Annotated in this window: 19 protein-coding genes and 1 other annotated feature; of the genes, 12 read left to right on the top strand and 7 right to left on the bottom strand. The window is 35.1% G+C overall.

All coding sequences use genetic code 11. The annotated features are described in order from the left end of the window. Positions 1–105: 105 nt before the first annotated feature. A complete protein-coding gene (locus tag ACPWSR_RS01160) occupies positions 106–603 on the bottom strand; it encodes a GNAT family N-acetyltransferase (protein WP_426349861.1) in 498 nt (165 codons plus the stop codon). A 96-nt stretch (positions 604–699) separates the two neighbouring features. Further along, positions 700–975: a hypothetical protein gene (locus ACPWSR_RS01155; protein ID WP_426349860.1), complete on the bottom strand. Its 276-nt coding sequence runs from the start codon at positions 973–975 to the stop codon at positions 700–702. Positions 976–1,308: 333 nt separating this feature from the next. Between ACPWSR_RS01155 and recQ the strand changes: the two genes are divergently transcribed. From recQ to ACPWSR_RS01130, 5 genes are all read left to right on the top strand, one after another. After that, positions 1,309–3,468 carry a DNA helicase RecQ gene (gene recQ, locus ACPWSR_RS01150; protein ID WP_426349859.1) on the top strand — a complete coding sequence of 720 codons (2,160 nt, stop codon included), beginning with the start codon at positions 1,309–1,311 and terminating at the stop codon, positions 3,466–3,468. Between the two features lie 177 nt (positions 3,469–3,645). Next, positions 3,646–4,608 carry a ribonuclease Z gene (locus ACPWSR_RS01145; protein WP_426349858.1) on the top strand — a complete coding sequence of 321 codons (963 nt, stop codon included), beginning with the start codon at positions 3,646–3,648 and terminating at the stop codon, positions 4,606–4,608. A 48-nt stretch (positions 4,609–4,656) separates the two neighbouring features. Beyond that, the gene (locus ACPWSR_RS01140) at positions 4,657–5,466 is read left to right on the top strand and encodes a class I SAM-dependent methyltransferase (protein ID WP_426349857.1); all 810 of its coding nucleotides are present in this window, start codon (positions 4,657–4,659) and stop codon (positions 5,464–5,466) included. A gap of 98 nt (positions 5,467–5,564) precedes the next feature. Next, positions 5,565–6,188: a hypothetical protein gene (locus tag ACPWSR_RS01135; protein ID WP_426349856.1), complete on the top strand. Its 624-nt coding sequence runs from the start codon at positions 5,565–5,567 to the stop codon at positions 6,186–6,188. A gap of 137 nt (positions 6,189–6,325) precedes the next feature. Beyond that, entirely contained in the window at positions 6,326–7,927 is a 1,602-nt protein-coding gene (locus tag ACPWSR_RS01130) for an ABC-F family ATP-binding cassette domain-containing protein (RefSeq protein ID WP_426349855.1), read from the top strand. A 77-nt stretch (positions 7,928–8,004) separates the two neighbouring features. On the opposite strand, the gene ACPWSR_RS01125 is transcribed toward ACPWSR_RS01130, so the two are convergent. After that, entirely contained in the window at positions 8,005–8,640 is a 636-nt protein-coding gene (locus ACPWSR_RS01125; RefSeq protein WP_426349854.1) for an SOS response-associated peptidase, read from the bottom strand. A 122-nt stretch (positions 8,641–8,762) separates the two neighbouring features. Here ACPWSR_RS01125 and ACPWSR_RS01120 point away from each other — a divergent pair, with 122 nt between their 5' ends. Together ACPWSR_RS01120 and ACPWSR_RS01115 are read left to right on the top strand one after the other, a co-directional pair. Further along, entirely contained in the window at positions 8,763–9,839 is a 1,077-nt protein-coding gene (locus ACPWSR_RS01120; protein ID WP_426349853.1) for a DUF3810 domain-containing protein, read from the top strand. 131 nt (positions 9,840–9,970) lie between these two features. Further along, entirely contained in the window at positions 9,971–11,023 is a 1,053-nt protein-coding gene (locus ACPWSR_RS01115; RefSeq protein ID WP_426349852.1) for a pyruvate kinase, read from the top strand. A 112-nt stretch (positions 11,024–11,135) separates the two neighbouring features. Here ACPWSR_RS01115 and ACPWSR_RS01110 read toward each other — a convergent pair whose 3' ends face one another. The 3 genes from ACPWSR_RS01110 to ACPWSR_RS01100 all read right to left on the bottom strand — a co-directional run bounded on the left by ACPWSR_RS01110 (position 11,136) and on the right by ACPWSR_RS01100 (position 14,543). Beyond that, positions 11,136–12,239 carry a hypothetical protein gene (locus ACPWSR_RS01110; protein ID WP_426349851.1) on the bottom strand — a complete coding sequence of 368 codons (1,104 nt, stop codon included), beginning with the start codon at positions 12,237–12,239 and terminating at the stop codon, positions 11,136–11,138. Between the two features lie 368 nt (positions 12,240–12,607). Then, complete coding sequence (locus tag ACPWSR_RS01105; protein WP_426349850.1) at positions 12,608–13,561, bottom strand: hypothetical protein; 954 nt, start codon at positions 13,559–13,561, stop codon at positions 12,608–12,610. Between the two features lie 85 nt (positions 13,562–13,646). Continuing rightward, complete coding sequence (locus ACPWSR_RS01100) at positions 13,647–14,543, bottom strand: alpha/beta fold hydrolase (RefSeq protein WP_426349849.1); 897 nt, start codon at positions 14,541–14,543, stop codon at positions 13,647–13,649. Between the two features lie 199 nt (positions 14,544–14,742). Between ACPWSR_RS01100 and ACPWSR_RS01095 the strand changes: the two genes are divergently transcribed. The 5 genes from ACPWSR_RS01095 (at position 14,743) to ACPWSR_RS01075 (ending at position 18,963) form a co-directional block, all read left to right on the top strand. Then, positions 14,743–14,940 (top strand): DUF1858 domain-containing protein, encoded by a 198-nt coding sequence (locus ACPWSR_RS01095; RefSeq protein WP_426349848.1) that lies wholly within the window; start codon positions 14,743–14,745, stop codon positions 14,938–14,940. Between the two features lie 13 nt (positions 14,941–14,953). Beyond that, positions 14,954–15,601, top strand: coding sequence for a hypothetical protein (locus ACPWSR_RS01090; protein ID WP_426349847.1), 648 nt, complete (start codon positions 14,954–14,956; stop codon positions 15,599–15,601). After that, positions 15,601–16,146: a hemerythrin domain-containing protein gene (locus tag ACPWSR_RS01085; RefSeq protein ID WP_426349846.1), complete on the top strand. Its 546-nt coding sequence runs from the start codon at positions 15,601–15,603 to the stop codon at positions 16,144–16,146. The genes ACPWSR_RS01090 and ACPWSR_RS01085 overlap by 1 nt, the downstream gene beginning before the upstream one ends. Before the next feature lie 329 nt (positions 16,147–16,475). Further along, entirely contained in the window at positions 16,476–18,317 is a 1,842-nt protein-coding gene (locus tag ACPWSR_RS01080; RefSeq protein ID WP_426349845.1) for an LTA synthase family protein, read from the top strand. A gap of 121 nt (positions 18,318–18,438) precedes the next feature. Continuing rightward, positions 18,439–18,963: a cob(I)yrinic acid a,c-diamide adenosyltransferase gene (locus ACPWSR_RS01075; protein ID WP_426349844.1), complete on the top strand. Its 525-nt coding sequence runs from the start codon at positions 18,439–18,441 to the stop codon at positions 18,961–18,963. A gap of 326 nt (positions 18,964–19,289) precedes the next feature. Here the strand turns inward: ACPWSR_RS01075 and thrS are convergent, their stop codons facing one another. Next, complete coding sequence (thrS, locus tag ACPWSR_RS01070; protein WP_426349843.1) at positions 19,290–21,230, bottom strand: threonine--tRNA ligase; 1,941 nt, start codon at positions 21,228–21,230, stop codon at positions 19,290–19,292. A gap of 56 nt (positions 21,231–21,286) precedes the next feature. After that, positions 21,287–21,490: a binding site (T-box leader), on the bottom strand. Positions 21,491–21,562: the final 72 nt, after the last annotated feature.

Genomic DNA, 21,562 nt, shown 5'->3' with positions numbered 1-21,562 from the left:
TAATTTTTAATATCATATTTAGGATGATGATAAAAGAATAAAGAGGGACAAAATGCCCCTTTATTTTTTTGTTTTTTATTTTGAAATGGTAATATAGTAAAATATTTATTTGGAAGAGTTGTTGTATATCATTGTAAAGGATGTTCCTGACATACCACACTTAATAAATCCAAGTTTCTTATATAGCTGTACAGCTTGAATATTACTAGGGTCAACGCTTAAGGAAAGGGAGGAATAACCATCCTCAAAAGCTGCTTCCATAAGCTTTTTCATAAGTAGGGTGCCTACCCCTTTGCCTCTTGCTCCATTAGTTAAAGCTATGCCTATTTCCGGTGTGCTATCATTAACATAACCATAACCCTTATTGTCTTTTGTAAAGAGGCGGTACCATGCGGCACCAACAGGAAGCTTATCCTCATTGAAAGCAATTAACGCCCTATCACCTTGTCTTCCCCATTCCTCACTGTATTTTTTTAAATGTGGTAGGTTCAAGAGTTCTTCCTTAGGTGGTTTATTTTCCGAAATATGAATAGATTCATACATCATATCCATTAAAAATTCTAAATCACTTTCCTTCTGTTCTATGCTTCTAATATAAATCAAAATTAATCACCTCATTTGTTATCTACTGAATTTATCTATAATTCTTCAAAAATAAAATTTGTAATTTTATTTTTAAACTAATAATGTTCCTAGCCTTTACCAACGGCCAATAGGCCAAAACTCATTATGAGTTACTATTTGAAATTCATCTTTAGCAATCTTTAACTCTTCAATAATAAAGCTTTCTAGCTTTTCCTTTGATAAAGAAGTGAGCACCTTATAGCCTTTATCACCAGCCTTTAACCAACCTCTAAGCTCTTTCGAATTGATATGATTATCAATATCAGGACGTTTGGCTTTAAATACAATTGAATAGTTGCTTTTCTCTAAAGGTTCTACAGTAAAAAATTTAAAGTAATCTTTTAGTGGCATTTTATACCTCCTATTTATTTTTACTATAAAAAAAGTATAATCTATAGATAAATTGTTCTATAAGATTTTATCTTTATTATATGTTAATTATACCAAAAATTGAATTTAATGTAATTTGGTATTGTGAAAATATTTTTCGTTTTCCTATAAAGAAAGTTATGATGCTTATAAACCTTTGCTACTTATTTATAACTCCCTTATATGGTATATTAGTTAATATCATATAATATGTTCTTTACTTAATAATTTTATTGAATAATGAGAACGTGTGTTTGTAGAATTTTATAATGGATATAATTTAGATATACTTAAGATAGATAGAAGGAGAGTAATATGTGGAAGGATAAAGCACTAAGGATATTAAAGGAATACTATGGTTATGATAGCTTCAAAAAAGGTCAGGAGGAAGCTATAGAGGATATTATGAAGGGGGAGGATACCCTTGTAATAATGCCTACAGGAGGTGGTAAGTCTCTTATTTATCAAATTCCTGCGATGCTTCTGGAGGGCTTGACTGTAGTAATTTCCCCATTGATATCTCTTATGAAGGATCAGATTGATGCCTTAAAGGAAACAGGGATAGAAGCAGTGTACATAAACAGCAGTCTTTCTGATAAGGAGATAAAAGAAAATTTAAATAAGCTCCATAGTGGTGATTGCAAGCTATTATATGTGGCTCCTGAAAGGCTTGAAGGACAGGATTTTGCCATGGAACTAGCTACTCTTGATATATCCTTTATGGCTATCGACGAGGCACACTGCGTTTCTAAATGGGGTCATGATTTTAGGCCCAGCTACAGAAGGCTTAAGAGCTTCATAAATATGCTGGAAAAGAAGCCTAAGCTATTGGCCTGTACAGCAACAGCTACCCCTGAGGTTAGGGAGGATATAATAGAGCTCTTAGGACTAAATTCTCCCAAGGAGCATTTTACAGGCTTTAATAGGGAAAATCTCACCTTTAAGGTTTATAGAGGGGAAAACAAAGATAGTTTTCTAAAGGAATATTTAAAGAATAATAAAGGGAACTCAGGAATCATATTTACTGCTACCAGAAGAGAAGCAGAGCATGTATATAATCTTTTTAAGAGTGACTTTAGTATTGGACTTTACCATGCAGGACTAAAGGAGGAGCTAAGGAAGTCCATGCAGGAGGACTTTATGTTTGACAACATAAATGTTATTGCTGCTACCAATGCTTTCGGTATGGGTATAGATAAATCCAATGTACGCTTTGTCATTCATTACAACATGCCCAGAAATTTAGAGTCTTATTATCAGGAAGCAGGCCGTGGAGGAAGAGATGGAGAGCCTTCTGAATGTATACTTCTCTATAATGCTGGGGATGTGCAGACTCAGAGATATCTCATTGAAAATACCACCTTATCTCCAGAAAAAAAGGAAAGAGAATATGCAAATCTAAGGGCTATGATAGATTACTGCTATACCTCTAAATGTCTTAGAAGTTACATTCTCAATTATTTTGGAGAGGAATATGTCCATGACAATTGTGGAAACTGCAGTGTATGTAATGAGGATACAGAGGAAAGAGATATAACTTTAGAGGCTCAAATGATTTTCTCTACCATATATAAGGCTAGAGAAAGATATGGCCTTACTACCATAGTAGATATATTAAGGGGATCAAAAAACGAAAGAATAAGAAAGTTCTCCTTAGATAAGCTATCCACCTATGGACTTATGGAAGGCTATAAAAAGGATTATACTGCAGAACTTATTAATAAGCTCATTGCAGAAGGCTATATATTAGTTACCACGGGAGAATATCCAGTACTTAGGCTAACAGGAAAAGCAGCAGAAGCACTAAAGGAAAGGCTTCCTATTAGTATTAACATAAGAAAAGCCCCAGTGGAGAAAAATGAGGATAACAAGCTTCTAGATATATTAAAGATATTGAGAAAGACTATAGCCGAGGAGCTGCGCCTACCGCCGTATATAATCTTCCCAGACTCCACCTTAAAAGAGCTATCAAAAGAGCTCCCCCTAACTAAAGAGGAATTTTTAGAGGTTAAGGGTATAGGAGAAAATAAGTATGAAAAGTATGGAGAAAGGTTTAAAGAAGCTATAAAGGAATATCTTGAGAAGAATAATCTGCTTCATCTTAAAGAAGAAAACAGGATGCTTTCCAAAGGATATCAGAATTCCGATCCTTTAAGTAGTAAGGATGAACCATTGAAGCCTAAAGTAAAAACTCATATTGCTACCTATGACCTCTACAAAAGTGGTATGGCCATAAAGGAAATAGCAGCAGAAAGAGAGCTGACCCCACTAACCATTGAGAATCATCTTTTTCAGTGTGCCTCAGAGGGAATGGATATAGATTTAGACGGCTTTATCCCTGAGGGCAGAGAAAAAGATATTCTGGAAGCCATATCTCAGGTTGGAGCTTCAAAGTTAAAGCCAATTAAGGAAGTACTTCCAGCTGATATAAGTTACACTGCTATAAAAGCAGTAATCATGAAGAATAATTTATAGTAAAGTATACAAGCAGGGAAACCCTGCTTTTTCTTTTCATATAAACTTAAGAATAACATTGAAATGGCAAATAATATCTTAAAAAACTGTATATTCTTTCTTGTATAATAATTTTAAATTGAAGTAAATATAAACCATTAGTATAATTAAGTAAAAGGATTTCAAAAGGAGGGGCCTATGATTGATATTACCCTTTTGGGTTCTGGTGGAGGGATGCCTGTACCAAATAGATTTCTATCCTCAGCCATCCTTTCTTATAGGGGAAGAAAAATTTTAATAGACTGTGGAGAAGGAACTCAGGTTTCTATGAGAGTTAATTCTACTGGCTTTAAGTCAATAGATGTAATAGTTATATCCCATTGTCATGGGGATCATATTTTTGGACTCCCAGGACTTTTAGCCACAATAGGAAACAGTGAAAGGACTGAACCTATAACCATAATTGGTCCCTATGGTATCAAGTCTGCAATGGAAGCCTTCAGAGTGCTTCTGCCTTATCTTCCCTATAAGCTCAATATCCTTGAAGATCCTATAGAGCCTACCTTATTTAATATACAGGAAGGAATATTGGTTCCCTTAAGCAGAAGAGAAGCTAAAAAGAAGAAAACAGCAGATATAGTCATTAGTACTATGGGCCTATTGCATTCTGCACCCTGCCTTGGCTATAGCTTCTATATAAAAAGAGGAGCTAGATTCCAGGTGGAGAAAGCCGAGGAAAATAAAGTCCCTAAAATTCTATGGAATAGGCTTCAAAAAGGAGAATACATAGAATATGAGGGAAGAAGCTATGAGCCCTCTATGGTTTTAGGTAGGGATAGGAAGGGGATAAAAATAAGCTATATTACCGATACCAGGCCTCATATAAATATAGAAGCCTTCATAGAGAATTCAGACCTTTTGATCTGTGAAGGTACCTATGGCAATGATGAAGATATAGAAAAAGCCTTAAAGAATAGGCACATGACCTTTAGGGAAGCAGCAGAAATGGCGAGAAATAGTTCTGTAGATAAATTAATTATTACTCACTTTTCTCCGGCTATGATAAACCCAGAGGAGTATATAAATAATGCTAAGGAAGTGTTTTATGAAACAACTCTTGCTCATGAGGGGCTTATAACAACTTTGAGCTTTAAAGAATAGATAAAATATTGCAGCATAAAAATTATGGGATTATAAAGGAGAACTAGAATGGATGAGGTAAAGAGTTACTATAATGAGGCTGCTGAGGCAGAGTGGAATAGGCTTAGCAACCCTTATACACAGGTAGAATTTCAAAGCACCTTATATTTAATAGAAAAGTATTTTCCTAAGGGAGGAAAAGTGCTAGATATTGGCTCTGGACCTGGTCGATATTCTATAGAGCTATTAAAAAAGGGATATAAGGTCACCTTGTTAGATATATCTGAAAAGGAGCTAGATATAGCTAAGAATAAAATTCAGGAGGCAGGACTAAAGGCAGAAGGCTATCATGCTCAAAGTGCCTTAGACCTTGATAAATTCCAGGATGAAGCTTTTGATATTATCCTCATTATGGGACCTTTATATCATCTTCACAAAAAAGAGGATAGACTTAGGGTTCTGAAGGAAGGTAGAAGGCTCCTTAAAAAAGGTGGAGTAGCATTAATATCCTACATTAATTCTTGGGGCTGCCTGAAGGCTGGAGTAGAGGAATTTCCTGAAGAATTTAAGGATAAAGGTCATTTTCTTAGGTTTTTACAAGAGGATATGTGCCTTTCAGCAGAAGAGAGCTTTACAGAGGCATACTTTACTACACCACCCGTTGCCTTAAAGGAGATAGAAGAGTCTGGCCTTAAGCTAGTGAGCTATGGTGGAGCAGAAAGTTTTTTAGCTGCTCTGAGACCTCAGCTACTAGTTCTAAATAGGGAACAGCCGTTAATTTACAGAGATTTTGTAGCCTTTGCCGCAGAAAATTGTGAGCTTCCTCAATATAGAGATGCTACAGAGCATCTACATATTATAGCTATAAAAGAAAGCTAGAAATCATTTATGAAGAAGGTTTAAAGAGAGCTTACTATTTTATGATAGTTAAAGTTTTTATAATATGAGCTTCAACAGATAAAAACGGAGGTGTATTGATGAATAAATATAATGGAATAATAATTTTTGGTGAGATGGGTGCTGGCAAGGATACCCTTGCAGATATACTAATAGAACAAAAACCAGAGATTAAAAAATACGGCTTAGGAGATTTAATACGTTCCTTAAAGCCAATATTGCGTGTTACCCCAGAGTGGAGAGGAAATGAAAGAGGCTTTTATCAGCAGGCAGCAGATAAGCTTAGAGAAATAGATATAAATATACTTAATTATTTTGCTCTGAGCAAGATATTTGAAAATTGCAAGGGTAAAGAGCTGAAGGTTATTAGCCTGGAGCACAAACAGGAAGATATTAGAGATAATCTCAAAAAGGTTAATGAGGAATACATACCTATGATAGTAGGGGGGAGAACCTTTGCTGATTATGATTATTGGAGCGAAATAGGCTTTGTAGTAGTAGGTATAGTTACTGATTTAGATAAAAGAATGGAAAGGCTGATTATTCGAGATGGACAAGAAGTAGCGGAAAAATCAGATCCTAATCATAACACAGAAAAAAATGTTAGAGAAATTGTGGCTAGAGCTGATTATGTTGTGGATAACAATGGAACGCTGCAAGAACTTGCAGATAAGGCTAAGGAGCTCCTAAAAGAGATATTTTAGATATTTAAATGACGTATGACTTTTTAAAATCAATAAGTTATGTTATAATTAAAAGCTGTGTGCGTATACACAGCTTTTTTAAAATTAGACAAGAATTTCAAATAGAATATATATAACAAAGGAAGGTAATATATTTAATGATAACAGTTAATAATGTAAGCCTCAGATATGGAGCTAAAAAGCTTTTTGAGGATGTAAATTTAAAATTCACCCCAGGAAATTGCTATGGAATCATAGGTGCTAATGGAGCAGGTAAATCCACCTTTTTAAAGATTTTATCCGGTGAGGTAGAAGCAAATACAGGAGATGTATCCTTAGCTCCTAACACAAGAATGTCTGTCCTTAAGCAGGATCACTTCCAATATGATGATTGTGAAGTTTTGACTACCGTTATAATGGGTAATGAAAGACTCTTCACCATAATGAAGGAAAAGGATGAGCTTTATGCTAAGGCTGACTTCTCCGATGAGGATGGAATGAAGGCTGCTGAGCTGGAAGCAGAATTTGCTGAGCTCAATGGATGGGAAGCAGAGTCAGAAGCCTCTTCTCTTCTTCAAGGCTTAGGTCTTGGAACAGAGGATCATTATAAGAAAATGGCAGAGCTTGAGGGTAAGGATAAGGTTAAGGTACTTCTAGCACAGGCTTTATTTGGTAATCCAGGTGTCCTAATACTGGATGAGCCTACAAATAACCTAGATGTTAATTCTATAACCTGGCTTGAAAACTTCTTAGCAGATTTCCCAGGAACAGTTATAGTAGTATCCCATGATAGACACTTTTTAAATATGATCTGTACTCATATCTGTGATGTAGACTTTGGAAAGATCAAGCTATATGTAGGTAACTATGACTTCTGGTATGAATCCAGTCAGCTTGCTCTTCAAATGATGAAGGATCAAAATAAGAAGAAGGAAGAAAAGATTAAAGATCTTCAAAACTTTATAGCAAGATTTAGTGCTAATGCTTCTAAGTCTAAGCAGGCTACCTCTAGAAAGAAGCTGTTAGATAAGATAACCTTAGATGATATACAGCCCTCCAGCAGAAAGTATCCCTTTGTAGGCTTTAAGCCTGAGAGAGAGGTTGGTAACGAAGTTTTATATGTTGAAGGACTTTCTAAGACTATCGATGGTGTAAAGGTACTGGATAATGTAACCTTTAGAGTTGATAGAGAGGACAAGATTGCTTTCATAGGAAATGATATTGCAGTTACTACCCTCTTCCAGATACTCATGGGAGAAATAGAACCAGATGCCGGAAGCTTTAAATGGGGTATAACCACCTCACAGTCCTATTTCCCTAAGGATAACACTGAGTTCTTTGAAGGCTGTGACCTTAATCTTGTAGACTGGCTCAGACAGTATTCTGTTGATCAAACAGAAACCTATCTTAGAGGCTTCTTAGGTAGGATGCTTTTCTCAGGAGAAGAAGCTCTCAAGGAAGCTAAGGTATTATCAGGGGGAGAAAAGGTTAGATGTATGTTATCTAGAATGATGCTCAGCTCTGCTAATGTATTGATTTTAGACCAGCCTACTAACCATCTTGACCTTGAATCTATTACTGCTGTTAATAATGGCCTAATAGACTTTAAGAGCATAGTTCTATTTACCAGTCATGACCATCAATTTATACAGACTATAGCAAACAGAATTATTGAGATTAGTCCAGAAGGTATTGTAGATAAAAAGTGTAGCTATGATGAATACTTAGAAGAAACAAAGGAAAAAGAATTTAGCAGATAATAATACAAAAATCCCCCATTTGTTATTGCATATAATGCACATTGGCAAATGGGGGATTCTTTATTAATAAATAGAAGTTAGAATAAACTCAACTGCTGCACTGGTGGCTCCTTGGAGACTATAGAGAGCTCTCTGCTGAAAGGAACTAATAAATCTAAAATTTCCTTCTGAGAGGTTCTAGAGCTTAAATAAGTCTTTTCCAGATTTTCTGGTATGATAACAGGCATTCTATGATGTATTCTTGACATTTCCTCATTGGCTGAGGTTGTAATAATAACATACCTTTCCTCAAGGCTACCATCCTTATTCAAAAAGCTTTTATAGATTCCTGCCATTGAAAATAACTGACCTTTTTTAGGTGCTATATTATACTTAGATTTATCCTTCCACTCGAAAAAGCAGCTAGCAGGAATAAGGCATCGCTGCTCTAAGGCAGCACTCTGATACATCCTCTTCTCAAATAGTGTTTCGCCTCGGGCATTTATTATAAGCTTATTGTTAAAGGGGAAGCCCCAAGGCAATATCTCTAAGCTGCTCTCCTTAACTATTAAAGAAGGATTTGAAGGATATTTAACACCCTTTACCTCATCTAGGACCGACGGGCTGAGCCTGGTACTAACTGATGACGCCTTATCATTATCTAAAACACCTATGAGGCTATAATATCTATCCATCTCTTCTATGGAGAACTCCAGCTGAAATCTTCCGCACATGAATAACCCTCCTCTGAGTGTATTTAGCTAATTATACCATAATTATATCTTGTCAATTAATAACTATAAAAGTAATATTATTATAATAAATAATGGGAATTTGTACTAAAGGAGGGATTGATATGAGAAGAGAAAATAGAGTAAAGCTAATTATCATTGGACTCGTTCCAGTTATATATATATTAAATATTATTTTAGAGGGACTTCCAGAAATAGTGGAAAAGTATTATTCTACTACAATTAATAAATTTATTCGTGAAGCATTGAACATGATAACTGGCTGGCTTCCATTTTCATTAGCTGAATTATTATATTATTTTTTGGTGGCTCTTCTTATTTGGTTTGTTGTAACAACTGTTGTTGGTATATTTAAAAAGAGATTTATAAATAGATTTGTAAATCTATTATGCTATCTATCTATTTTATATATCTTATTTATGGTGCTATGGGGCTTTAATTATCAAAGACAGCCCTTAAGTGATACCCTAGGATATAGCTCTAATAGCTTCATTACCAGTGATCTTTATAACCTCTGCGATCACCTGATAGAAAGGGCCAATATTCTTAGAGCTGAGCAGGTAGAGGATGAAAAAGGGGTTACAGCAGTCCCTGGAGGATATAAAGAGGTATTTACACGTCTTCAGGATAGCTATAAGCAGGCTGGAAAGGAATACAAGGTGTTTTCAGGACATTATGGTAGTGCTAAAGCTATAGCCATTTCACCACTAATGAGCTATACAGGAATCACAGGCATGTATATGCCCTATACTGGTGAAGCCAATGTAAATTATAATATTCCACCTTTTATGTGGGCTTCTACTGCAGCCCATGAGATGGCTCATCAAAGAGGCTTTGCTAGAGAGGATGAGGCAAACTATATAGCTTATTTGGTCTGTTCCTTCAGTGAAGAGGAGGATATTCAATATTCTGGAGTATTTCTAGCCCTTATTTATTCAATGAATGCTATGTATAGAGAGGATCAAGAAAGCTATTATCAGCTTCGTGATAAATATTCTCAGGGTCTTTTAAGGGATATGAAATATAATAGTGACTTTTGGGACAAGTATCAAGGAAGGGCTGAAGAGATTTCAAATAATATTAATGATAGTTATTTAAAGGGAAATAGACAGGAGGACGGAGTGAAAAGCTATGGAAGAATGGTGGACCTCCTCTTAGCGGAATATCGGGATAATCACTAACTATAGAACAATGAGATTGTTTTCTAATTTTAAGATAATTAATTATCAAAAGGATAATAATTTTCCTAGCTTCATACATATAATTAATAACACTCCTAAAAAGTGAATTAGTGATAAATAGGTGAAGTATTATGGAAGTTATATGTTCAATTGGTCCCAATATAAAAAGGAAAGAAGATTTAGCAGTTTTAGCACAAGGAGGTATGACCTCAGCAAGATTCAATTTTGCACATATAAAAGAAGAAAATTATCCTTATGCCAGAGAACAAATGGAATTTCTTAAAAAAAATTATCCCAAGGTTAATATAATACAGGACTTACAGGGAAGTAAGCTTAGGATATCCAACAGGTTCTCAAAGGAATTTCTTGCTTCTAAAGGGCAGGAGGTATATTTTTCTACAGAAGGCTATTATATATCCAATAGAGCTATAGCTGAGGAATTCAATATAATCCCTATTTGTTCACCTCATAGCAAATTTACTTTTAATGATGTGAAAGCAATTCTTATTAAGGATAGAACCATGGAGTTTTCTGTTCTCAGCTGCAGCGAAGAGGGACAAGTGATAAAAACTCAAGTAAAAAGAGGAGGCATTATCAGGGCAGAAAAGGGGGTCAATGCTTTAGGCTTTAAAAGAGAACAATTCAATTTATCCTTAAAAGACAAAAAGGATATATTATTTGGACTTCAAAATAATGTAGATGTAATATGCATGTCCTACACCAATGACCCAGCCATTATCTTAGAACTTAAAGGCTTTATTAAACAAGCTAAAGTTTACCTCAAGGAAGCAAAGCAGCCTAAGCTATGGGCAAAGATAGAATGTCCAGAAGGCGTAGAAAAAATAAAAGAAATAGCAAAGCACTGCCAGGGAATAATGCTTGGCAGAGGAGACCTATTTGCAGAACTCCCTCTTTTAGAAATAGCTCGCTGTGATAACAATGTAGTTGAATATATGAAGAAAACCCAAAAACCTCTAATAATTGCCACCTATGTACTAGATTCTATGAAAAATTCACCACTGCCATCCCTCCCTGAAATCAATGAAATATACAGATACATCGAAGCCAAGGTAGGAGGCTTCATGCTAGCAGGAGAAGTATCCACCGGTAAATATCCCAGGGAAGCCCTAGAATTTTTAGTATCCATGATAAATCGATATAATTATAATAGAAATATGCCTTAACAGGAATATTTTTAATAAAAGAGCTATTCTATATGTATCAGAGAATAGCTCTTTTGAGTTTGTTCTAAGCTTATATATTATATCCAGTTAATATTTAATTAGGTAATAGGAATCACTTTATTCCGAATTCCTCTGTAGTTGGAGTACCCTGCCATCTACGCCCATCGGAGCGATAATACTTTCTTATTACAGAACCGTCTGTTTTTTTATAGTCTATTACAAAGACCTGTTTTGTTTCTATAACCATAGGATAATTGTCATAGGGTAGGAAATCACCTGTTTTAGTATTATCCTGAAAATCATTGTAGGAATTTTCCAGGCGCCAAAATTCCCTGTAGGCGTAATCTTTGAACCATTCTGATAAATCCTGCTTTCCGAAATACGATGCTTCATAGACTTTTTTATTAACTTTTATTTTGTCTACTCTTAAAGGGTCAATTATTAGGCTTGTCTTGTATAATTCCTTGTTATTTGAGAGTCCGGTTAAATCCTCAGAATGGATGGTGTTTCCGTAGTGTTCCTTTAGTTGATTTGCCATACTGGGGACAGCGCCTGTGTAATTCATAGAGTCTAGCCCAGTGTGAGCGGCGCCATAAATGCCCATAATATTTTCATCACTTAGTTTTTCATATTCCTTAATAAAGTTCTCTACCATCATGTTTTCCCGATATACTTCGTCGGAGTGTTTATAATAATATTCTCCCTGTTCAATGGATTTATGTGACAGTAGATACTCCTCAGAGTCTTCCAGGTTATTACTTTTAAGATATCTTAAATACCGTTGTCCAGTCGTAGAGTGTTGGTGTCCAATATCTGTCCCATGAAAAATTGTTTCAGGACACTTATCTTTTATCTCCTTATAAAATTCTTTCACATAAGGGGAATGGGAAGGGGTACCGGACCAATCCTTATATATTGATTCTAGTATGTCATCGCTATCTGATTGTAACCATAGATTCAAAAACTCGGCAGTATAGTATGGAAGTTCAACAAATAAATGTCTCATGCCTTCCTTATGATAGTAGCTATACCACAATTCCAATTCTCTATCCAGTATTTTTTTCTCCCCATGTGATTCCCCATACAGATATATCAGTCCTTTTTGCGGTCCAGGAGTGTGTTGGTTATCGCTCTGAATAGGCTCATTCGAACAAGATGTCAACACCAGTAGCATAATTAACAGTAGGGTTAATCCAAGGCTTCTTTTTCTCCTCATAAATCCATCACCTCTTAAAAAAATAAAAATAATGCAAGGCCTATTTAAAATATGATAATTGTATTTAAAAATATTATACCATTTTTTGCCATATAAATGTAATGTTTTTATATTATGGGTTATATTCAAATGATGTTTGCACATATCTTAATCAACTAAAAAAGGACCCCAAAATGGAGTCCTATAATCACTTTCGCTCATTATAAAAAATTCTAAAATAACATATACAAACTATTAGTCCATTCTTTTAACTCTTAGCTCTATCTTTTGCCTTTCAACTCTTAGCTCTTAGCTCTTACCTAGTAGTTGCTCTCAGCTCTTACCTCTTAGTTGCTCTTAACTCTTCTTTTTTCTCTCTTCTCTATTCTCTATTCTCTCTTCTCTGCCCTTTCCACTCCATCATCCACAACCACCCTCCCAGGAGCCTTTTCTAATAGCTCTGGATGCCTGATTAGATGCTGAAAATGCTTCATGGCCTTAACAAGATAATAGCCATAGGCAATTCTTTCATCAGCTGTTAGCTTTAAATCTAGAGTCCACTTAGAGTTATTTTCACTATCGGAAGAATCAGTGGCTTCTTTCGTAAGTCGCCCCATGGTTAAGAAAATTGAAGCTGTTCCCCATTCATATAAATGATGATTTAGGGCACCATGGCCGATGCTTCCTAGGTTAGAGATGAATACACTGGTAAAAAGGGGATCCGTATCAATATAGCTTTTAGGAAGCAAAGCCCAATCGTTAAGCTTTCTTAAAAAGAATACTATTAAGCTTATTACGGGATTGGGGAGCTTGGCTACAAAATCCATAAGCTTATCATCTTCCTTAGCACCGTTATATCTGCAATAAGAAATGGTGTCATTAACCTTTTCCACCACCTGCACAATAGTGTCTTCCGGAGATAAGAATACTTTTGCGTTGGTTTCATCTATTCCATTCTGAATATTCTGAAGCACCACGAAAGAAAAAGAGATATAATTTCTAGCATACAGTCTTTTTCCACAAATAAAGCGGTTTAAGTAGGGGTATTCCGCTATGGTTCTTAGAAGAGCAGCTATTATCAAATGAAAGGTTCCTAAATTGAGTCCAGGGAGCTCTTTATTCTTATTTTTAATATATTCTCTAGCTTTAGTAAAATCTACAGACTCAGGAGAATATATGAGGCTTTCTGTCCGCGTTTTAAATAAGAAGGGCATTACTCTCTGCATAGGAGTGAGATTTTTAATTTTACTTCCATCAGCTCTTGTAAAAGGTTTAGGAGCTTTTATAATTCTGAAAGTTTTAGAGGGTCTTGGAACGTTAATATTGTTTATTTTATTCTGCATTTTACTCTCCAAAGACATTATTTTATATAATAATATTATAGTGTAAATGGAGAAATTAATAAACGTAAAGAAGCTGTATTTATTCTTAATTGTTATTTAAGAAATCCTTAATCTTTTCTGATAGGGTTTCAAGACAATCTACTAAAGGTGAGTGGCCGCAATCATTTAAAATGACAAGCTCGCTTTGAGGAAGCTTTTCTTTAATTCCTTCTCCCATATATCTCGGAACTACATAATCTCTATCACCTTGAAAAATTAGAACTGGGCAGCTTATGGAGTTCACTGCGCCACTGCCTTCTGTAATCCCATTGAAATTATTAGAGATATTAAAGGTAGCCAAGGCATAATCTACATCCACTAAATTTCTCTGAGTTAGCATATCCTCTAAATATTCCTCATACTTTGAAGGCTCTGGTTTATTATGTGTATATATGCTTGCATTCCAAACCATCCTGTAGAATTCCTTATTCTTCGTTTTTAATGCCTGTAGAACAGGTGCAACCTGTACTGGATCTGCAGCTATCTCTTCTTTTGTCTTCAAGAGAGAACCTTGGATGGGTTGTCCTAGTTCATTTTTCTTTAAAATAGGGTATCCCTGTATACCTACAGACTCTACTAATATTAGTTTTTTCACATATTCCTTATAATCAGCTGAAAATTGCATGGCTACACCACCACCAGTGGACCAGCCTCCTAAATAAAAGCTTTTAATATTTAGAGCATCTACAAATTCCTTTAAGTCTTCTGAAAAATCCTTTAAGGAACTGATTTCCATGTTGTAGCTAGAGCCTCCAAAGCCTCTTAAATCAGGAGCAATTATTTTGAAATCACTATAAAGCTTGTCTACGAGAACATCCCAGTGCTTGGAAGAGGTCATATTTCCATGAAGCAAAATTAAAATGTCATCTCCGCTTCCTGCTTCTCTATAGCTATAGGTTTCTCCATTTTTAAGGGTTACTTTTTGTAATTGGTCAAAATTCATAAATTATCTCCTCCTATAAAATCCATAATATTATTATAATACAAATTTATGGTTATAATAATAGAATATGAAGATATATTCATGTTTATTTTTTTCTTCCGTAACATATATTACGGACATTCACAGCTATTCTATGTATAATAGATCCATAGACATTAATAATAAGCTTATAGAGCAGAAAAGAAAGGCGGAACAATAAATGAAAATAAATAAGGATATGACCATAGGAGAAATAGTTAGGCTTCATAGTGGAGCTGCTGATATATTGATGAGCTTTGGAATGGGTTGTATTGGGTGTCCTGCATCCCAAGCGGAAACCTTAGAGGATGCGGCTCTTGTTCATGGCTTTAAGGTTCAGGAGCTTTTAGAAGCACTTAATAAAGGTTTAGATAAGTAGGAGGTAAATATAGATGAGTGCATTTTTAGGAAGAATACATTATTGGTTATTCAATAAGATTAAATGGTTTGAAGCTTTAGAAGAGAAGATTTATGAGCTAGCTTTCTCAGAGGGACTAGAGGCAATGGAGTGGAAAAAAGAGATAGAAGATAAATATGGACATCCCACAGAGCATAAACCCCTAGAGGCAATGATTGATACATCTAATATTCACGGCTGGCTCCAGGATAAAATAGAGAAGGCTGAAGGAAGACATGCTGAATATATTACCCGCATACTAAACAAAAAGCCTGAACTGATAGAAAAGCTAATGGAGCTCTATAAGCTGCAGGGTACAGAAGATGGGAAAGAGTATGTTAGAAATAATAATGAAGTATCATCACCAGAGGAGGTATATGCAGCTATAAATGACTATATTCTTGATGGAATGCCCTGTGATAGAATTAATGAATTTATAGAAAGAGATGAGAATAGCTTTATTTACAGAGCTACAAGATGCGTTCACGGAAGCTTTTGGCAGCAGGCTAAGGGTGATGTTAAGAATTTTTACCGTCTAAGAAGAGAGTGGATAAAGGCTTTTGTAGAGGAGGCCGCACCAAACCTCTACTATACCCTTATGGAAGATGGAAGTGAAGGAATATTGAGAAGAGAGGTTATATAATGAAGGCTTTTGAAATCATGGTAGAGGAACATAAGAATATTCTGGAAATGTTAGAGGTAATAAGAGCTTATTCTCTTAAGATTTTAAAGGGAGAGAAGGTTAACTATGAAGATTTCTATAAAATAATAGAATTTATCAGAAATTATGCTGATAAGCATCATCATGGTAAGGAAGAGGAACTGCTTTTTAATAAAATGGTAGAGAAGCTAGGAGCTCCTGGTGAAAAGCTGGTTAAGTATGGTATGCTTGTAGAGCATGACTTAGGCCGTCTTTTTGTAAAGGACTTAGAAGAGGCCGTTGGCAGGGTTATTGAAGGAAACATGGAGGCTAGATTAGATGTTATAGCTAATGCCATTGGCTATTCCAATTTATTAAAGAGGCATATTGAAAAAGAGGACTCTGTGGTATATGTCTTTGCTGAAAAAAATCTCCCTGAGGCTACTCTCGAAGAGCTGGAACAGCAATGTAACAGCTATGAAGAAGCTAAAGAAGGAGAAGCTAAGAAATATTTATATATATTAAAGGAACTAAAAAGTAAGATATAAAAAAGATAAGAGCTTGTCTATTTATAAAAAAGACAGGCTTTTATTTTTTTATCCCTTAAGAAAAGTAAATATAAGTATTAATACAATAAAAGTGGTATATATTTTACTATAAATTAACATAAGTTTTTAAAATTGTCATTGATAATTAGAAAAAGAAGTGTATAATTATTAAATAGATTATATATTTTTTTAGGTTATAACTTCAGTTAGATAAATCCATGTCAATTGAAATATATCCCATTAGAATATTATTTTTTTGTGATAATAGTTTGTTAATTTATTACAAAATAAACGTTTGAGAGGTAATTATGCTTAGTTTAATACAATCAATGAAAAAAATTCAGAAACAGGTATTATTTTTAGTGATATTTTCTCTGATACTAACCTTTAAAGAGACAATTGTTTTCTGGGATAGAGGAGTAGCTATCAGTGTAATGAACACTATATATAGATTTTTCATCTATGCCTTTGTAGGATCCTTAACCATGTTTTTAAACAAGAAAAACCAGGTAAGAGCTTTGTTTATATTAGATTTAGTCTTATCCACAGTGCTTTTTGGAGATATGGTATACCAAAGATACTATAATGAATACCTGACTGTTGAGCTTCTCCCACTTATCAAGGTAAGTGAGGGTAATTTATTAGGTAGTATAGGCTCTCTCCTAAAAATTACGGATATAATATTCTTTATTACTATACCGGTATATATCTATATCTTAAGGAAGGTGCCTAAGGAAAAGAAAGAGGGCGTCTATAAATATTATTCTCAAAGAGCAGCGGTGGTAGTGCTTGTTGCAGTTATAGCCTTGACTTCTATATTTGTTAAATATCAAGTGCATTCAAATTACTTTATACTTACCTATGATAGAAAAAAGATATCAGATAAGTTTGGTTTAGTCTTCTATCATTACAACGATATTATGAGTTCCGTTAGAAGTAATCTAGATAAATCAGAAATCCCAGAAGAGGATTTGCTTAAGATTGAGAGCTTCCTTTCAGAAAAGGATAAAGAAAAAAAGGATAATTCCTTCACAGGGATAGCTGAAGGTAAGAATTTAATTCTTGTTCAGCTGGAGTCACTTCAAAATTTTGCAATAAATCTTCAGATAGAAGGAAAAGAAGTTACCCCAAATCTTAACAAAATAGCTGCTGAAAGTCTGTATTTTAATAATTTTTATGCACAGACAGCTGCGGGAAATACTTCCGATGCAGAATTTTTAACTAATAATTCCTTATATCCACTATCTGTCGGATCAGCATATTTTACTTATGGAAGCAATTACTTTTATCCTATTTCAAGGCTATTAGAGGATGAAGGCTACTATACCTCTGTAATGCACGGATATAACAACACCTTCTGGAATAGAAATGTAGTTTATAATTCCTATGGTATCGATAGCTTTTATTATGGTGACTATTATCAAGGGGAAACCTTAGGTTGGGGTATAAATGACATGGACTTTTTACAGGAAAGCGTAGATTTTATGAAAGACCTTCCTAATCCATTTTACTCCTTTGTTGTAACCTTGACCTCTCATCACCCTTTTGGACATGTTAATGATGATAACAGGGTAGAGCTAGGAGACTATGAGGAAAGTCCTTTAAATGACTATCTAGAGGATGTTGCTTATTTAGACGAAGCAGTTGGACAATTCATGGAAAAGCTTAAGGCTACAGGTTTATATGATAACAGTATAATTGTTTTCTATGGAGATCACAGAGGAATGAGAGACGATACCAATGAATTATTAACTGAATATCTTGGTGTTGAAAATAACTCTTTCAATATTCTTAATGAGCTAACAAAGGTACCCTTTATGATTCATATACCTGGTGAAGAGGGTGAAGAGTATTCATTACCTGCTGGCCAGGTAGATATTCAACCCACTCTTATGAATTTATTTGGTATTGATACTAAGGTTGCTCTAGGCAGTGACCTATTAGGAATAGATAATAACTCAGTAATTTTTAGAAATGGAAGCTTTATAACCTCTGATTATTTATACCAGGGTGAAGAAGAACAGCTTTATACCATAGATGGAGAACCTGTGGAAATGACGGAAGAAATGAATAGCTTTAAGGAGCAAGTGAACCGCACCTTGAATATATCTGATATGATTCTGAAGTATAATATAATTGAAAGTTTAACAACGGAACAAGAAGTGCAATAAAATGAGGCTGCTCACTACGAGCAGCCTTTAATTATATTAATTTTTACTTTTGGAAGCCAAAGGTCAATGCAATATGGTAAAATTATTAAAGTAATATGGTTAAATAAAGGAGGAGATTTTAGTGCATGTTTATACCAGAACTGGTGATAAGGGAGAAACTGGATTGTTTGGTGGGAGCAGGATAGCTAAAGACAGTTTAAAAGTGAATTGCTATGGAACCATAGATGAAGCTAATTCCTTTTTGGGTTTAGCATACTCTACTTGTGATAATAAAGATCTTAAAGAGAAAATTAGATGGATACAAACAAAGCTTTTCATGGTTGCAGCGGAGCTCGCTAGCGATGATCAAGGTAAAGAAATGCTTAAGGATAAGATTAGTAAAGAAGATATAGCTGTTTTAGAAAAGACAATAGATGATTATCTAAAGGTTGTTGGGGAACAAAACTTCTTTATAATTCCCGGTGACTCACAGGTTTCTGCCATGCTCCATATAGCCAGAACAATTATCAGAAGGGCAGAAAGAAGCATAGTGGAGCTAACGAGAGAAGAGAGCCTTAGAGAAGAACTCATGGGCTTTGTAAACAGGCTCTCCGATGCCATTTATGTAATGGCCAGATATGAAGCTGAATATCTATCAAAGCAGTAATATTCCTCCCATAATAAAACTCGACAAGGGCTTATAAATGATTTTCATATTTGTATAATATTGTATTATGTTTATGTTAAATAAAGCACCTAGAATTAATCAATCTCTAGGTGCTTCATCCATCATAAATCTATTACTCTTATCTCTTATCTTCTATTTCTTGCTCTTATCTTTTATCTCTTAGCTCTTGCTCTTATCTTTTATCTTTTATCTTTTATCTCTTAGCCCTTAGCTCTTACCTATCTTTTCTCTCTTCTCTCTTCACTTTTATCTCTTAGTTCTTACCTCTTACTTCTTAGTTGCCCTTATCTTTTAGCTCTTATTTCTTACTCAGTTGCCAAGCTATCTATCTCACTAGTAATTCTCTCTATAAAGCTATCTAATGAAACAGCTCCCTCGTCTCCATTTTTCCTGCTTCTTACGGCTACTTCGTTATTTTCTACTTCCTTTTCTCCGATGATTAACAGATAAGGATGTTTTTCCATTCTTCCTTGTCTTATCTTATAGCCTATCTTTTCAGCTCTGTAGTCTACTTCTACTCTAATTCCTCTTCGTTTCATGTCCTTTGCAACCTTAGCACAATAGTCATGATACTTTTCTGAAATAGGAAGTATTTTTGCTTGAACTGGAGCCATCCAGGTAGGAAGGGCACCAGCATATTTTTCTATAAGCATTGCCAGTGTTCTTTCATAGCAGCCGATAGAGCTCCTATGGATAATAAATGGTCTCTTTTTCTCTCCATCCTTATCTACATAGGTCATATTAAACCTTTCAGCCAGGGCAAAATCAAGCTGTATAGTTATTATTGTATCTTCTTTTCCATGAACATTCTTGAACTGTACATCAAGCTTAGGTCCGTAGAAGGCAGCCTCACCGATAGCTTCTTTATAAGCAATATCCAGATGATCCAGTATTGTCTTCATTTTTCTTTCAGCACTTTCCCAGGCAGCAGGATTATCAATGTATTTATCAGGGTTGCTTGGATCCCACTTTGAGAAACGATAGGTTATATCATTATGGATGCCTATTGCCTTCATAACATATTTTATTAAATCCACAGCTTCTTTAAATTCTTCCTCCACCTGTTCAGGGGTACATATTATGTGTCCATCAGCTAAAGTAAACTGTCTAACTCTTATTAGACCGTGCATTTCCCCAGAAGCTTCATTTCTGAATAGGGTAGAGGTTTCTGCATATTTAATTGGAAGCTCTCTATAGCTATGCTGCTCAGAATTATATATAGCAAACTGGAATGGACAAGTCATTGGTCTTAAAGCAAAGATTTCATCATCACTGGCTTCGTCTCCTAGGACAAACATTCCATCCTTGTAATGGGACCAGTGACCAGAAATTTTGTATAAATCACTTTTTGCCATAAATGGAGTTTTTGTGATTATATAGCCTCTGCTTTCTTCCTCGTCCTCAACAAATCTTTGAAGTATTTGAAGAACCTTAGAGCCTTTTCCTGTTAATAGAGGGAGCCCCTGGCCTATAATCTCTGAGGTAGTAAAATAGCCCATCTCTCTTCCTAAACGATTATGATCACGTTTTTTTGCTTCCTCTAAGCGTTCTAGATGTGCATCGAGATCAGCCTTTTTTGTATATGCTGTACCATATATTCTAGAAAGCATTTTATTCTTTTCGCTTCCTCTCCAGTATGCACCAGCGGTATGAGTTAGCTTAAAGGCTTTAACATACTTTGTGCTCATTAAATGTGGTCCAGCACAAAGGTCTGTGAATTCACCCATTTTATAAAAGGATATTACAGCATCTTCTGGAAGATCATTGATAAGTTCTACCTTATAGGGCTCATTTATTCCCTCCATTAATTTTATGGCTTCTGCTCTTGGAAGCTCAAAGCGTTCCAGCTTTAAATCCTCTTTGACAATTTTTTTCATTTCTCCTTCAAGCTTTTCAAGGTCCTCATAGGTGAAAGAACCCTCCCTGTCGAAGTCATAATAAAAACCATCATCTATGGCAGGACCTATGGCAAGCTTAGTATCTGGGAACAACCTTTTCACTGCTAGGGCAAGGATATGAGAGGCGGTATGGCGAAAAGCTTTCTTTCCTTCTTCATCCTGAAAGGTAAGTATATTAACATCTGAATCCTCAGAAATTACATAACGAAGATCTTTAATTTCACCATTTACCATTCCCACACAAGCTACTCTGGCAAGGCCTTCACTTAAGTCTGCTGCTAAATCAATAATAGAGATTGGGTTTGGATACTCCTTTTGAGAACCATCCTTTAAAGTTATTTTAATCACTGTTATTCTCCTTTCTATAAGTAATTATTTCAAAAAATATAAAAAGCCCTCATCCCGAAAGGGACGAGAGCATTATTCCCGTGGTTCCACCCTAATTATCCCTATTAAATGGGATATCTCATTAGAAATTATAACGGAATTACCGGACTGTTTTAGAGTCACTCTGAGTTGGTCTTCGGCTGGCTGTGTGAGGATAGTTTCACCAGTATATCCTCTCTCTGTAAGTATAAACAGCTTACTCTTCTCTTCATCGTTTTTTATATTTTGTTAATATTATACCACCTTTCCTGTGTTAGTCAATAATAGAATAGAATTAATTTTATGTAAATATA

It is taken from the genome of Alloiococcus sp. CFN-8 (assembly GCF_049943125.1).
In the GTDB taxonomy this organism is placed as follows: Bacteria; Bacillota; Clostridia; order Clostridiales; family Clostridiaceae; genus JAEXZL01.
This window is presented reverse-complemented; position numbering and strand designations above follow the sequence as displayed.